Annotated in this window: 12 protein-coding genes; 6 read left to right on the top strand and 6 right to left on the bottom strand. The window is 68.2% G+C overall.

The window, feature by feature from the left end; genetic code table 11:
- Positions 1–191 precede the first annotated feature (191 nt).
- The 5 genes from ACLJRL_RS31425 to ACLJRL_RS31405 all read left to right on the top strand — a co-directional run bounded on the left by ACLJRL_RS31425 (position 192) and on the right by ACLJRL_RS31405 (position 4,596).
- Positions 192–1,805, top strand: a complete 1,614-nt coding sequence (locus ACLJRL_RS31425) for an ATP-binding protein (RefSeq protein ID WP_410659953.1) — start codon at positions 192–194, stop codon at positions 1,803–1,805.
- Positions 1,802–2,467 (top strand): response regulator, encoded by a 666-nt coding sequence (locus ACLJRL_RS31420; protein WP_410659952.1) that lies wholly within the window; start codon positions 1,802–1,804, stop codon positions 2,465–2,467. Before ACLJRL_RS31425 ends, ACLJRL_RS31420 begins: the two co-directional genes overlap by 4 nt.
- A gap of 45 nt (positions 2,468–2,512) precedes the next feature.
- Positions 2,513–2,884 (top strand): MerR family transcriptional regulator, encoded by a 372-nt coding sequence (locus ACLJRL_RS31415; RefSeq protein WP_410659951.1) that lies wholly within the window; start codon positions 2,513–2,515, stop codon positions 2,882–2,884.
- 35 nt (positions 2,885–2,919) lie between these two features.
- A complete protein-coding gene (locus tag ACLJRL_RS31410) occupies positions 2,920–3,885 on the top strand; it encodes an NADPH:quinone oxidoreductase family protein (protein ID WP_410659950.1) in 966 nt (321 codons plus the stop codon).
- Between the two features lie 162 nt (positions 3,886–4,047).
- Entirely contained in the window at positions 4,048–4,596 is a 549-nt protein-coding gene (locus ACLJRL_RS31405; RefSeq protein WP_410659949.1) for a snapalysin family zinc-dependent metalloprotease, read from the top strand.
- A gap of 63 nt (positions 4,597–4,659) precedes the next feature.
- Here ACLJRL_RS31405 and ACLJRL_RS31400 read toward each other — a convergent pair whose 3' ends face one another.
- On the bottom strand, positions 4,660–5,934 hold the full coding sequence (locus tag ACLJRL_RS31400; RefSeq protein WP_410659948.1) for a choice-of-anchor Q domain-containing protein: 1,275 nt from the start codon (positions 5,932–5,934) through the stop codon (positions 4,660–4,662).
- A gap of 82 nt (positions 5,935–6,016) precedes the next feature.
- Between ACLJRL_RS31400 and ACLJRL_RS31395 the strand changes: the two genes are divergently transcribed.
- Positions 6,017–7,171, top strand: a complete 1,155-nt coding sequence (locus ACLJRL_RS31395) for a DUF5005 domain-containing protein (RefSeq protein ID WP_410659947.1) — start codon at positions 6,017–6,019, stop codon at positions 7,169–7,171.
- 59 nt (positions 7,172–7,230) lie between these two features.
- Here the strand turns inward: ACLJRL_RS31395 and ACLJRL_RS31390 are convergent, their stop codons facing one another.
- Genes ACLJRL_RS31390 through ACLJRL_RS31370 form a run of 5 tightly spaced genes read right to left on the bottom strand, consistent with a single transcriptional unit; the run spans position 7,231 to position 12,905 of the window.
- Positions 7,231–8,637, bottom strand: a complete 1,407-nt coding sequence (locus tag ACLJRL_RS31390) for a beta-N-acetylhexosaminidase (RefSeq protein ID WP_410659946.1) — start codon at positions 8,635–8,637, stop codon at positions 7,231–7,233.
- Between the two features lies 1 nt (position 8,638).
- Positions 8,639–9,523 (bottom strand): carbohydrate ABC transporter permease, encoded by an 885-nt coding sequence (locus ACLJRL_RS31385; RefSeq protein ID WP_410659945.1) that lies wholly within the window; start codon positions 9,521–9,523, stop codon positions 8,639–8,641.
- A complete protein-coding gene (locus ACLJRL_RS31380; RefSeq protein ID WP_410659944.1) occupies positions 9,514–10,473 on the bottom strand; it encodes a carbohydrate ABC transporter permease in 960 nt (319 codons plus the stop codon). Before ACLJRL_RS31380 ends, ACLJRL_RS31385 begins: the two co-directional genes overlap by 10 nt.
- A gap of 5 nt (positions 10,474–10,478) precedes the next feature.
- A complete protein-coding gene (locus ACLJRL_RS31375) occupies positions 10,479–11,762 on the bottom strand; it encodes an extracellular solute-binding protein (protein WP_410659943.1) in 1,284 nt (427 codons plus the stop codon).
- 12 nt (positions 11,763–11,774) lie between these two features.
- On the bottom strand, positions 11,775–12,905 hold the full coding sequence (locus ACLJRL_RS31370; protein ID WP_410659942.1) for a lactonase family protein: 1,131 nt from the start codon (positions 12,903–12,905) through the stop codon (positions 11,775–11,777).
- Positions 12,906–12,923 lie beyond the last annotated feature (18 nt).

The raw sequence follows: 12,923 nt of genomic DNA, 5'->3' as shown, positions 1-12,923 counted from the left end.
CGCGGCGCCGCTTCGGGCGTTGTAGGCACCTTTGCCTCCAGCTCAGGGGGTGTTCGGGAGTTGCGGGTCACTATCACCCGCGCAGGTGAGCTGGGTCACGGTTGTGTTCATTGAGTTCGCGCGACGGCTTTCCGGAGAATTACGTGCGGGCGCGGTGAGCGGTCGAAACGCCGGTGTGCTGGTATGGGCGGATGCCCTCGACGACGCGGACCAGGACCAGGCAGGGCAGCCTGGCCCGTCAGCTGCTGATCCTCCAGCTCGTGGTGCTCTCCGCGCTCGTCGCCGCGGGGCTGGCGTTCGCCTACCTCGACTCCGTGCGCGCCACCCGGGACAGGGCGCGGGACCAGGTGATCGCGGTCGCCGAGGCGGTGGCCGACGCCCCCGGTGTGCTGGCCGCACTGTCCACATCGGAGCCCAGCCGGACACTGCAGCCGTTCGCGCAGAGTGTCCGCGCGGACACCGGCGTCGATTTCGTGACCATTATGGACACGAACGGCATTCGCTTCACCCATCCGAATCCGGAGCTGATCGGCCAGCCGTTCATCGGCAACATCGGTGAGGCGCAGCGCGGTGGCAGGGTCGTCGAGACCTACGCCGGCTCGCTGGGGCCGTCGGAACGCGTAGTGGTCCCGACGCACGGCGCCGCGGGACAGGTGGTCGCGCTGGTCTCCGTCGGGATCACCGTCGAGGCGATCGACGCCGAACTGCAGGAACGACTCTTGCCGTTGATCGGTATCGCGGTCGCGGTCCTGCTGGCCGGCGGGATCGGCAGCTATCTGGTCAGCGCGCGGCTCCGGCGGCAGACCAGGGGGATCGCGCCCGGGGAACTGAGCAACCTGTTCGAGTACCACGAAGCCGTCCTGCACTCCATGCGCGAAGGGTTGCTGCTCATCGGGGCAGACGGACGCGTGGTGCTGTGCAACGACGGCGCCCGCACGCTGCTGGGCGTCGAGGACGACGCCGTCGGGCGGGAACTGTCCACACTGGACATTCCCGAAGACCTCGTGGAAGCGTTCTCCTCCGGCGAAGAACGCACCGACGAACTCCACCTCACCGAGTCCAGGGTGCTCGTGGTCAGCACCGCGCCCGTGCGGTCGAGGGGCGAGACGATGGGCACGGTGGTCATCCTGCGTGACCACACCGAACTGCAGGCGCTCACCGGTGAACTGACGACGGTGCGCGGGCTGGCGGAGGCGTTGCGTTCGCAGGCGCACGAGGCGGCGAACCGGTTACACACGGTCGTTTCCCTGGTCGAGATCGGCCGCCCGGAACAGGCCGTCGAGTTCGCCACCGCCGAACTCGCGCTGGCGCAGGAACTCACCGACCGCGTGGTCGGCGCGGTCGCCGAACCGGTACTCGCGGCGCTGCTGCTGGGAAAGGCGGCGGAGGCGAGCGAGCGCGGCGTCGAGTTCACCATCACGCCCGACACCGTCATGGAGGACGCGGACACCGGCGTCCCGCCCCGCGATCTGGTGACCATCCTCGGCAACCTGATCGACAACGGGATCGACGCGGCGGTGGGGAATTCGGCCGGCGGGGGACGGCCCGGCATCGAGGTGACCGTCCGTTCCGGCACCGAGGACCTGGTGCTGCGGGTCGCCGACACCGGCCCCGGGGTGGAGGATGTCGAGGACGTCTTCCGGCGCGGCTGGTCCACGAAACCCGAGGACGGCCACGGGCTCGGCTTGGCGCTGGTGGGTCAGGCCGTGCGGAGGCATGGTGGGACGATCGACGTCGGCCGTGACGAGGGCGCGGTGTTCACCGTGCGCTTGCCGCTGAAGTCGCCGAAGGAGCCGACGCGATGATCAAGGTGCTGGTCGTCGAAGACGAACCCGTGGCCGCCGACGCCCACCGGGTGTACGTCGAACGCATGCCCGGGTTCTCGGTTTCCGGTGTTGTGCATTCCGGCGGTGACGCGTTGCGGTTCTGTGAACGCGAGCCCGTCGACCTGGTACTGCTGGACTTCTACCTCCCGGACACGCACGGGCTCGCGGTCTGCCGGTCGCTGCGGGCGGCCGGGCTGCCGATCGACGTCATCGCGGTGACCTCGGCGCGTGATCTGGCGCTGGTCAAGGCCGCCGTGTCGGTCGGAGTCGTGCAGTACCTGCTGAAACCGTTCACGTTCGCCTCGCTGCGGGAGAAACTCGAGCGCTACGCGGAGTTCCACGGCACTTCGGGGGAGGTCACCGGGCAGGCCGAGATCGACCGGGCGCTCGGCACCCTGCGCACCACGGAACGGCCTTCGCTGCCGAAAGGCATGAGCGTGCAGACCCTGGAGGCCATCACCGAGGTGCTGGCCTCGTCCGCCGACGGCTTGTCCGCCGGCGGCGCCGCGACCGCGATCGGCGCCTCCCGCGTCACCGCGCGGCGCTACCTCGAATACCTCGCCGACAACGGCCTGGCCCAGCGCGAACCCCGCTACGGCCAGGTCGGCCGCCCCGAGGTCTGGTACCGCCCGAAAACCTGACCGTATAACGACCTATACGGCCGCCCGATGGCTACCGTGGGCGGGGTGAAGATAGGCGAACTCGCGCGGAAGACCGGGGTCAGCGTCCGCGCGCTGCGCTATTACGAGGAAGAGGGCCTGATCCGGCCCGGTCGCGGCGGCAACGGCTACCGCGACTTCTGCGACGGGTCGGTCGAGTCGGTCCTGCAGATCCGCGGGATGCTCGACGCCGGCCTGCCGACGAGGCTGATCCGGGAGATCCTGCCGTACCTCGACGGGCCCGGCGAGGTGCTGCCGAAGGTGCCGTGCGAGTACATGCTCGACGAGGTGGCCCGTCAACGGGAACAGCTCGATCGCCGGATCGCCATCCTGAGCCGCAACCGCGACGCCCTCGACGCCTATCTGCGTGACGCCCGCGCCTTGACCATGACGACTTGACCTTCACGCAAGAGTGAGGGTTTTAGTGTGCGGGTATGACTTCGATGCGCGCCCTGAGACAGAACTCTTCGAACGGTCCTGAAGACCTGCACCTGATCACCGACGCGCCCGTCCCGAGTCCGGGACCAGGCGAAATCCTGGTCAAGGTGACCGCCGCGGGCGTCAACTTCGCCGACGTCATGCAGACTCGCGGCACCTACGAGGGCGGCCCGCGAGCGCCGTACGTCGCCGGGTTCGAAGCCGTCGGCGAGGTCGTCGCCCTGGGGGAGGGCGTGACGACGCCGGACGTCGGCGACCACGTCCTCGGGACCGGTGGCGGGGCTTTCGCCGAATACATGGTCATGTCCGCCGCCGGAATCGTCCCGGTCCCAGCGGGCTGGGCTGACGAGCAGGCGCCGGGACTGATCCTGAACTGGGCCACCGCGCTCGCCGCGCTCAAACCGCTGGGGCGCCTCGCCGCCGGGGACACGGTGCTGGTGAACGCGGCGGCGGGCGGCGTCGGCCAAGCCGCGGTCCGGATGGCGAAGCACTACGGCGCCACCGTCATCGCCACCGCTTCGCCGGCGAAGCACGACCTCGTGCGGGGCCTCGGGGCCGACCACGTCTTCGACTACCGCGAGGACTTGCCCGCGTGGCTGACCAGTGGGGTCGACCTCGTGCTCGAGTCGGTCGGCGGCGAGGCCTTCGTCAAGAGTCTCGCCGCCGCCAAACGGGTCACCGGACGGGTCGTGGTCTACGGCGTCGCCGGGGGAGAAGCCGCGCTCACCAACCGGGACTTGAACTTCCGGCACCAGATCCACCTGATCGGACTGCACCTCGGCGTACTGATCGAGCACGCGCCCGGGATCTTCGCGAACCTGCTGGACGAGTTGCGCGCCCTCATCGCCGCCGGCGTATGCGCGCCGGGCACGCCGACGGTCTACGACCTCGCGGACGGGCCGAAGGCGCTGGCGGAACTGGAAGCGCGGGCGACCGTCGGCAAGCTGGTGCTGCGGCCCTGAGTGAGACGAGCAGAGCATCGTCGTATGCGAACATGCGCATGTCAATAGGGCGAAAGTGTTGGTAAATCACCAGCTGGCGGAAGCGACGAAAGTTGGTGCCCAGTCGCGGATTTCGCTCCTAGATTCCTGGACCATTCCGTTGTCCTCACAAGGAGTGGGTCCATGGCAAGGAAGTTCTTCGTCTCCGCGGCAGTGAGCTTGGCGCTGCTCGCCGTCCCGGTCACCGCGGGCCAGGCCACGGCCGCGGTCCAGCCCGCTCAGCAGACCGCGGCGGTGACCACGGTCTACTACGACGCTTCGGGAGCGCCCAGCTTCCGTGCCGCCATCGAGGCGGGTGCGGCGAACTGGAACAACTCGGTGTCCAACGTGAAGCTGCAGGAGAGCTCCTCGGGGGCCACGCTGCGCTACACCGAAGGCAACGACCCCTCGGGTTCGTACGCCGAGACCGACGGCCACGGCCGCGGCACCATCTTCATCGACTACTCGCAGGCGCAGCAGTACGACCAGACGCGGATCGCCGCGCACGAGACCGGCCACGCGCTCGGCCTGCCGGACAACTACCAGGGTCCGTGCTCCGAGCTGATGTCCGGCGGCGGCCCCGGCCCGTCCTGCACCAACGCCAAGCCGAACTCGCAGGAGGTTTCGCGGGTGAACTCGCTGTGGGCCAACGGCCTTCTCGCGGCGGGCGCCATCCAGCGCATCTACAACTGACGCTCGGTCCGTGAAGGCCTCCTTGAGGGACTCAGAGTCCCTCAAGGAGGCCTTCACGGACTACTAGCCCTGGAACTCGTAAGCCCCGGCATCGACCCGGGCACCGGCGAAGACCGGATTGCCGTCGACGTCGATGTCGTCGTACTTCGTCGTGCCGAGGTCGATCGCCGGGCTTCCCGCCCGCAGGACCAGGTTGGTCGCCGACGTGAACTTCGGGTCGGCGACCTTGTCCGTGGCGCCCGCCGTGAACTGCTGGAGCCCACCGAAGTAGACGTTGTGGTCGGTCGCGGTGAACGCGGGATCGGTATAGCCGATCTTGTACGCCGCCTGGACGACGTTCTGCGTCATCTTCAGCATCTGGTTCGTGCAGCCGCCGTAGCAGACGAAACCCTCCGCCTCGGCGTTCGGGAGCCGGAGCGAGTTGTTGCGGAACACCGTCCCGAACACCGGCCCATTGCTGTCTTCGGCACCTCGCGTGATGATCCCGCCGCGGGTCTTGGCGCCGAAGATCGCGTTGTACTCGAAGACGTTGCCGGTCGAGACACCGTCCGGATCCTTCGTATCGGTACCGAGTTCGGTGAACGTCTCGTTGTCCTCGGAGATGTTGTGGTGGACGACGTTGCGCGAACCGTAGAAGATCTCGACGGCGGCACCGTCGAGGCCGCCGAAGTCGTCGGCCTTCGCGATCGAGCCGCTGATCCGGTTCCAGCCGATGTCGGAGCCGTTGCCGTGGACCAGGATGGCGAACGCGCCGGAGTCGTCCTTGCCGCCGGGGGTCACAACGGTCATGTGGTTGTTGTCCACGAGGTCGTTCTGGGTGATTTCGGTGCCGTCCGCGGACGGGGCGATGAACACGCCCGCGCCGGCGCCGGTGATGAGGTTCGACAGCACCTTGTTGCGGTCGCCGCTCACCTTCACTCCGGCCCACGAGCAGCGCCCGTCGTTGGCGGCGACGCCGACCTGCAGGTCCTGCACCCGGATGTCGTTGCCGGGCAGGTCGACGCAGGCCTCGGTATTGCCCTTGACGATCGGGCGGGCTCCAGTGCCGTAGGCGCCGATCGTGATGGGTGCGGACGACGTCCCCGACCCCTTCACGGCGAGGCCGCCGGGCCAGTTCCCGCCCCGGCGCAGCAGCACGGTGTCACCGGGGGTGAGCGTGGTCGAGGAGACCTTCGCCAGCGATTTCCACGGGGCCTGCTGAGAGGTGCCGCTCGCGGTGTCACTGCCGAGAGCCTGGTCGACGTAGTAGGTCTTAGGGGCGGCGATCGCTTCCGACGCCGTGAATCCGGTGCACGCGACGGCGGCGAGCACGCTCACGGAAAGCACTTTCCAGGACATTCCGCGGACGCTAACCGGCTGCCGCACAAGGCTCGTACAAAGAAGGCTCGTACAAACACCTCGGCGGCTTTACCATGATCCGATGCGTCGAGCGTGGCGGATACTGGTGCCGGCCGCGCTGTTCGTCGCCGCCCTGGTGGCGAGCAGCGGGATCCCGGCCCGCACCGCGCCGTCCGTGCCGCCTCCGGTTCCGCCGTCCCCGCCGCCGCCCGTGGTTCCCGCCGTCGCGCTCAACGATCTGTGGAACGGCTACGGCGATCAGGGCGGCCACTGGACCGGCGGGGATCGCACGGTGTCGATCCCGCTGCCCGACGGCCGTACCGCCTGGCTGTTCTCGGACACCTTCCTGGGCAAGGTGAATCCGGACCACAGCCGTCCGGCGGACAGCCCGCTCGCGCGCAACACCCTGGTGGTGCAACGACCCGACGGGGCCCTCGGCGAGACATTGCACGGCGGCACCGCCGACGACCCGGCCTCGCTGGTGCGGCTCCCGGGCTCGGCCGAGCACTACTGGGTCGGGGACGGTGTCGTCGAGGGCGACGTCCTGCGCGTGCTCTACAACCGGTACGAGACGACGGGGCCCGGCGGGCTCGACTTCCGGAGCACCGGCACCTCGCTGGCCACCTTCCGGCTGCCCGCGCTGACCCCGGCCGAGTTACTGGTGATCCCGGTGAGCAACCGGGTCGCCTGGGGATCGGACATGCTCGAAGACGGTGGCTACACCTACATCTACGGCGCCGAACACGGCGCTGGGGAGGGACACCACCTCAAGCTGGCCCGGGTGCCCTCCGGCGGGCTCCGCGGCGCTTGGCACTTCTGGACCGGTGTCGGCTGGTCGCGGCACGAAGAGGACTCCGCGCGGATGCTGGCCGGGGTGGGGACCGCGTTCTCGGTGACCAGGGTCGGCGCCGAGTACGTGCTGATCACCGTCGACACCAGCGCCGGCTTCAACCCGGTCCTGGTGGCCTACACGGCGAGATCGCCGACCGGTCCGTTCGGGGATCCGCGAGTCCTTTACCGGGCGCCGGAAGCGGAGACCGAGGGCAAACGCCTCATCGTCTACGACGCGACGGCGCATCCGCAGCTGAGCGGGCACGGCAAGATCATCGTGTCCTACAACGTGAACAGCCTCGATCACGCCGACAACATCGAGAACGCGCGGATCTATCGGCCGCGGTTCCTGGAGGTGACCTGGCCGCTTTCCGGTGCCGACCGTTGGTGGTCACCCTGGTCGTGAGCGCGTGAGGGCCACCCTCAGGGACTCAGAGTCCCTCAGGGTGGCCCTCACGCGCTTCGTTAGCGCGGCCGCCCGGGAACCCCGGGCCGCGTCTGCCACGGATGCGGTCCGTCCAGCGGCCGGTACTCGACTCCCAGCGAGTCGAGCCGCGGCAGGTGGTGATCCCGCAGGCGCGGCAGGAACTCCGCGTAGTCACGGCCTTCCGGCCGGCTCCACGCGACTTCGGCGAAAGCGCTCAACCGCGGGAAAGCGGCGTAGTCGACGCGGCGCACGTTGTCCAGGTGCTCCGCCCATACCTGTGCCTGGGTGCCGAGAATCGTCCGGTCGGCGGGGAAGTCCGCGGGGACCGGCTCGTAGCCGTAGATATCTTCGAGGGTCCGCAGATAGCCGACGGGAATCGGTTCGTCGGGGTGGTCCGACTGCCGGTGATCCAGGTACACGCGCTCTTCGGGGCACATGACGACGTCGTGCCCGGCCGCCGCGGCGCGGGCCCCGGCCGCCTCGCTCTGCCACGAGCCGATGACCATCTTCGGCAGATCGGCCGCTTCGAGTACCTCGTCCCAGCCGAACGGACGACGTCCGCGTTCGGTCAGGTGCTGCGCGATCTCGCGCACGAACCGGTGGTGCTCCTCGGTCGCGCCGGGTACCTCGTCGCCGCCGAGCGCGATCGCCTGCGACGGGAAGATGTCCAGCACGTGGTCGAAAACCGTCCGGAAGAAGTCCACAGTGGACTTCTCCGTGTTCAGCAAGGACGTGCTGATACCCCAGCTCGTCCAGACTTCCCACGGTCCGCCGGTCTCCGGGCCGAGTTCGGGGTACGCGGTGATCGCGGCCCGCGCGTGCCCGGGGATGTCGATCTCCGGGACGACGGTCACCGCGCGCTCGGCGGCGTAGGCGACGATCTCCCGGAGATCGCCGGCCGTGTAGAACCCGCCGTGCGGACGCCCGTCGCGTTCCGGGCCGTCGTGCCGCCCGACCATGGACGACTTCCGCCAGCCGCCGACCTCGGTGAGCTTCGGGAACTCGGGGATCTCGATCCGCCAGCCCTGGTCGTCGGTCAGGTGCAGGTTCAGCACGTTGAGCTTGTGCGCGGCGATCAGGTCGATGAACCGCAGCACCTCGGCCTTGGTCCGGAAGTGCCGGGCGACGTCGAGCAGGCAGCCGCGCCAGCTGAACCGGGGGTGGTCGGTCACCATCCCGCACGGGATCACGGCCTGTCCACTGTGGATGGACGCGGCGCGGAACGCGTCCGGCCCGATGAGCTGCCGGAGCGTCTGGCGGCCGTAGAACTCGCCTGCCGCGTCGGCGGCGTGCAGGGTCACGCCGGACGGGTCGATCTCCAGCCGGTAGCCCTCGGCCGGCAGGTCCGCGCCGGTCCGGACGTCCACTTCGGACGGTAGCGGGCAGTGCCCCGGCAGGGGTTCCACCGAGACGGGACGGGGGAGCAGTGTGTCGAATCCCGGCATGTCAGCCCTTCACCGCGCCGCCCATGACGGACACGAGTCGTCGTTGGACAAGGATGAAGAACACCAGCACCGGGATGGTCATCAGGGTCGAGCCCGCCATCACCGCGCCCCAGTCGGTGTCCTCCGGTTTGAAGAAGACCAGGATCGCCAGCGGGAGCGTCTGGTTCTCGGTGTTGGAGATGATGAACGTCTTGGCGAACAGGAAGTCGTTCCAGGCGTGGATGAACGCCAGCACGCTGATCGCCACCAGACCGGGTGCCACCAGCGGGAAGAGGATCTGCCAGGTGAACCGCATCCGGCTCGCGCCGTCGATCTTCGAGGCCTCTTCCAGTTCCTGCGGCACCGCGGCGACGAACCCGCGCAGCATCCAGATCGCGAACGGCAGGCTGAACGCCAGGTGCACGAGGATCAGCGAGCCGAGGTGATTGGTGCCGAACGACGGTGCGACGTCGCCGACCGACCGCATCAGGAAGAACAGCGGGATGGTCAGTGCTTCCACCGGGACCATCTGCGCCACGAGCACCATCACCAGCAGGACGGTCTTGCCCTTGAAGTTGAACCGGGTCAGCGCCACCGCCGAGAGGAACGACAGCAGCAGCGACAGCGCCACCACCACGACCGCGACGATCACGCTGTTCAGGAAGAACATCGCGAAGCCCTCGCCGGTGAGCACCCGCTCGAAATGCTCCAGGGTAGGGGTCAGCGTCCAGGGCCGAGGGTTCTCCGCCTGGATCTGCCCGGTCGGCTTGAACGCCGAGAGCACCATCCAGTACACCGGGAACGCGACCATGCCGGCGATCACCACGCAGACGATCTCGGCGATCAGCCTGCCGGGCTTGTTCACCCGGCGTTTCTTCCGCCGGGCAGGCGCTGTCGTCACACCCATCCCGCGCCCCGGCGTTGCGACCGGACGTACAACCCGGTGATGGACAGCAGCAGCAAGGTCATGACGACTCCGAGGGCCGCGCCGAGACCGTATTCCTGTCCGGCGAAAGCTTGTTGATAGGCGAAGACGTTGAGCACGAGGTTGCGCCCCGCCACACCGCCGCCGTTGGTCATCACGTAGATCTGGGTGAAGATCTTGAAATCCCAGATGATCGACTGGATCGTGGCGATGGTCAGCAGCGGCCGCACCATCGGCAGCACGACGGTCCACGTGGTACGCCAGGTCGAAGCGCCGTCCAGATGCGCGGCCTCGATGACCTCTTCCGGCACGCCCTTGATCCCCGCGTACATCGTCACCATGACGAACGGGAACGAGCACCAGATGACCTCGGCGGCCACCAGGCCGAACGTGCTGTACGTGTCGAAGGTCCAGGAATGGTTGGCCATCCCGGTGAACCCGATCCCCGAGAGCACCTCGTTCACCAGGCCGAAGTCCGCGTCGAACAGGAACAGCCAGACGTACGAGCCTGCCATCGCCGGCGTCGCCCACGCGGCCAGCGCCGCCAGGAACAGCGGGACCCGCGCCCACGAGCGAACCCGGGTGGCGAGGACGGCCAGCCCCGTCCCGAGGGCGAGGCTGCCGACGACACAGACCGCGGTGAAGCCGAGGGTCTTGACCAGCACTTCCCAGAACTGGAGGTTCTCCAGCAGTTCGACGTAGTTCCCGAAGCCGAGGAACACCAGTGGCGCGTTGCCGACGGCCTGCGGCTGGCCGTAGTCGTAGAACGAGATCAGGACGAGCTGGTAGATCGGGTAGACCAGCATGGCCAGCAGCAGGATGCCGCCAGGGGCCAGGTAGAGCAGGGCGGCCCGCCCGTCCCGGCGACGGCGTGGGGAACGCCGGGCCGGGGCGGGCGAGGCCGCGGTGCGAGTGATTTCTTTGGTCACCATGGGAGCTAGCCGAACGCCTTGTTCATCTCGGCGGCCGCGGTGGCCAGTGCCGCGTTGGTGTCCTTGCCGCCGGTCGCGATCTGCTGGATCGCGGTCGGCAGCACGTTCTGCGCGTCGATCTTCGACCATGCCGCGGTGGCGGGGACGAACTTGGTGCCCGCGGTGAGGGTGTCGACGAACGCCTTGACCGACGGGTCGCTCGCGGCGACCTTCTTCTGGACACTGCCGAGCGTGGGCAGGTTGCCCATGCCGGTGTACATCTTCTCCTGGTACTTCGCCCCGCCGAGCAGTTCGATGAATTCGATCGCGAGGCTCTTGCGCTTGGTCGCGTTGAACACGCCGAGCAGGTTGCCGCCCGCGAACGCCGGGGCGACCTTGCCCGCCTCGGTACCCGGAAGCGGGATGATGCCGTACTTCCCCTTCACCTGACCGGCTTCGACGGCCTTGCGGTTGAAGTCACCACCGATCGACATCCCCGCCTTGCCACCCGCGAACGCCGTGATGCTCTGCGTCCCGGTGAGGTTGGCGCACTGTTCGGGCGGGCAGATGTCCGCCTTCAGCAGGTTCGCGTACGCGGCGACACCGGCCTTCGCCTGCTCGGAGTCCACAGTGGACTTCCACTTGTCGCCGTCCTGCTTGGCGATCTCGCCGCCGTTGGCCCACAGGAACGGCAGCATCGCGTAGGTGTACTTGCCACCGACGGAGATGCCGTACAGCTCGGGCTTCTTGGCGCGGATGGTGCGCGCGGTCTCGGTCAGTTCCGCCAGTGTGGCCGGCGGCTTGAGGCCGAGTTCGGTGAAGATGTCCGTGCGGTAGTACAACGCGCGGACGCCGGTGAACCACGGAAGGCCGTATGTCTTGCCGCCCGACTTCGCCGTGTCCAGCACCGCCGGAAGCAGGTCGGAGTTCTCCTTCCACGACGAGAGATCACCGGTCAGGTCGGCGAGCGCACCCGTGGCGGCATAGCTGGAGACGTCGGTGTTGCCGAACTCGGCGACGTCCGGTGCGCTGCCTGGATCGTTGAAGGCGCCGGAGAACTTGTCCGCGCGGCCCTCCACCGGGATCCACTGGACGTCGACCTCGACCCCGGAATGCGCTGCCTTGAACTCGGCGATCGCTTCCTTGACCGCGGCCTCCTTGGGGGCGCGGTTGGCTTCGTCGAACAGCCAGACCCGGACCGTGCCGGACTTTTCGTCACCGCCGCTCGCGGCGGGGGTGTTCTGAGCCGGTGCACAGCCCGCGACGAGGCCGAACGCCGCGAGGCCCGCGATGAGGACGCGAGTTCTCATGGGAGTTTCTCCTTAGCCGAAAAAGACGGAATTGACCTGGGGGAGCGCCAGTTTCCCGGCGACGGCACCAGGAAGGCCGGTGGCGGGATCGCGCGGCAGCCAGCTGAGCGTGCCGGACTTGTCACTGGAGACGTAGAACCAGCGTTCGGTCGGGTCGAGCGTGAGGTGACGTGGGTAGACACCGCCGACGGGAGCGTTGCCTAGCAGCTTCAAGGACTTCCCGTCCTCGCCGACGCCGAACGACGCGATGGTGTCGGAACCCCGAACGGACGCGTAGACGAACCTGCCGTCCTTGGAAAGGGTGATCTCGCCCGGGTACTGCTCTCCGGGAGTGCCCGCCGGAACGGCCGGGACGACCTGGCCGGCGGTCAGCTTCCCGGTGGCCGGGTTCCACGCCGCGACGGTCACTTCGGCCCGGAGCTCGCCGAGGATGTAGGCGTACTTGCCGTTCGGGTGGAACGTGAGGTGCCGGGGGCCCGCGCCCGACGGGAGTTTCAGCTGCTGGTTCAGCTTGAGTTTCCCGGTGACGACGTCGAGTTTGTAGACGTAGACCGAATCCGCGCCGAGGTCGACCGCGAGCACCCACTTGCCGGTGGGGTCGTTGACGACCTGGTGCGCGTGCGCGTCGCGCTCGGCACCTCTGTGCTGGGCCAGGTCCACGACGTCGCCGAGTTTCCCGCCCGCGAGGATCGGGAGGACGACGACGCTGCCGCTGCTGTAGTTCGCGGCGAGCACGTACTTCTGGCTCGAGTGGACGCTCAGATGCGTGGGGTGCTGACCCTTGGCCGACTTCTTGTTGAGCAGCTTGGGTTTCGCCGGATCGGCCAGGCTCAGCGCGGAAATCTGGCCGTTCTCGTCCTCATTGGTCACATACAGCGTCTTCCGGTCCGCGCTGACGTCGAACCAGGAGGCGTTGCTGATCCCCGGAATGGTCCGGTCGACGACCAGCGCGTTGGTGGCCGTGTCCCGGTGAGCGACATCGAGTCCGTGCCCGGAACTGGTGTAACTGCTGACGTAGATGGCTCCGGTTCCCTTCGGTCCGCAGGTCTGTTCGGAAGCGTTCGCGAGGTGGGAACCGAGAACGGTGGTGATCCCAGCCGCTCCGACGGCGCCGAGGAAGGTGCGTCGATCGAGTCCGGTCATCGTGATCTCTCCCAGCTT

The sequence above is a fragment of the Amycolatopsis sp. lyj-112 genome (assembly GCF_046549055.1).
Classification (GTDB): Bacteria; Actinomycetota; Actinomycetes; order Mycobacteriales; family Pseudonocardiaceae; genus Amycolatopsis.
The sequence above is the reverse complement of the archived record's forward strand: the minus strand, read 5'-3'. Positions and strand labels throughout refer to the sequence as shown.

Excerpts from the sequence above, each read along its gene's own strand:
- ACLJRL_RS31425 (WP_410659953.1), top strand. The coding sequence starts at position 192 with ATGCCCTCGACGACGCGGACCAGGACCAGGCAGGGCAGCCTGGCCCGT.
- ACLJRL_RS31420 (WP_410659952.1), top strand. The coding sequence starts at position 1,802 with ATGATCAAGGTGCTGGTCGTCGAAGACGAACCCGTGGCCGCCGACGCC.
- ACLJRL_RS31410 (WP_410659950.1), top strand. The coding sequence starts at position 2,920 with ATGACTTCGATGCGCGCCCTGAGACAGAACTCTTCGAACGGTCCTGAA.
- ACLJRL_RS31405 (WP_410659949.1), top strand. The coding sequence starts at position 4,048 with ATGGCAAGGAAGTTCTTCGTCTCCGCGGCAGTGAGCTTGGCGCTGCTC.
- ACLJRL_RS31400 (WP_410659948.1), bottom strand. The coding sequence starts at position 5,934 with ATGTCCTGGAAAGTGCTTTCCGTGAGCGTGCTCGCCGCCGTCGCGTGC.
- ACLJRL_RS31395 (WP_410659947.1), top strand. The coding sequence starts at position 6,017 with ATGCGTCGAGCGTGGCGGATACTGGTGCCGGCCGCGCTGTTCGTCGCC.
- ACLJRL_RS31390 (WP_410659946.1), bottom strand. The coding sequence starts at position 8,637 with ATGCCGGGATTCGACACACTGCTCCCCCGTCCCGTCTCGGTGGAACCC.
- ACLJRL_RS31385 (WP_410659945.1), bottom strand. The coding sequence starts at position 9,523 with ATGGGTGTGACGACAGCGCCTGCCCGGCGGAAGAAACGCCGGGTGAAC.
- ACLJRL_RS31380 (WP_410659944.1), bottom strand. The coding sequence starts at position 10,473 with ATGGTGACCAAAGAAATCACTCGCACCGCGGCCTCGCCCGCCCCGGCC.
- ACLJRL_RS31375 (WP_410659943.1), bottom strand. The coding sequence starts at position 11,762 with ATGAGAACTCGCGTCCTCATCGCGGGCCTCGCGGCGTTCGGCCTCGTC.
- ACLJRL_RS31370 (WP_410659942.1), bottom strand. The coding sequence starts at position 12,905 with ATGACCGGACTCGATCGACGCACCTTCCTCGGCGCCGTCGGAGCGGCT.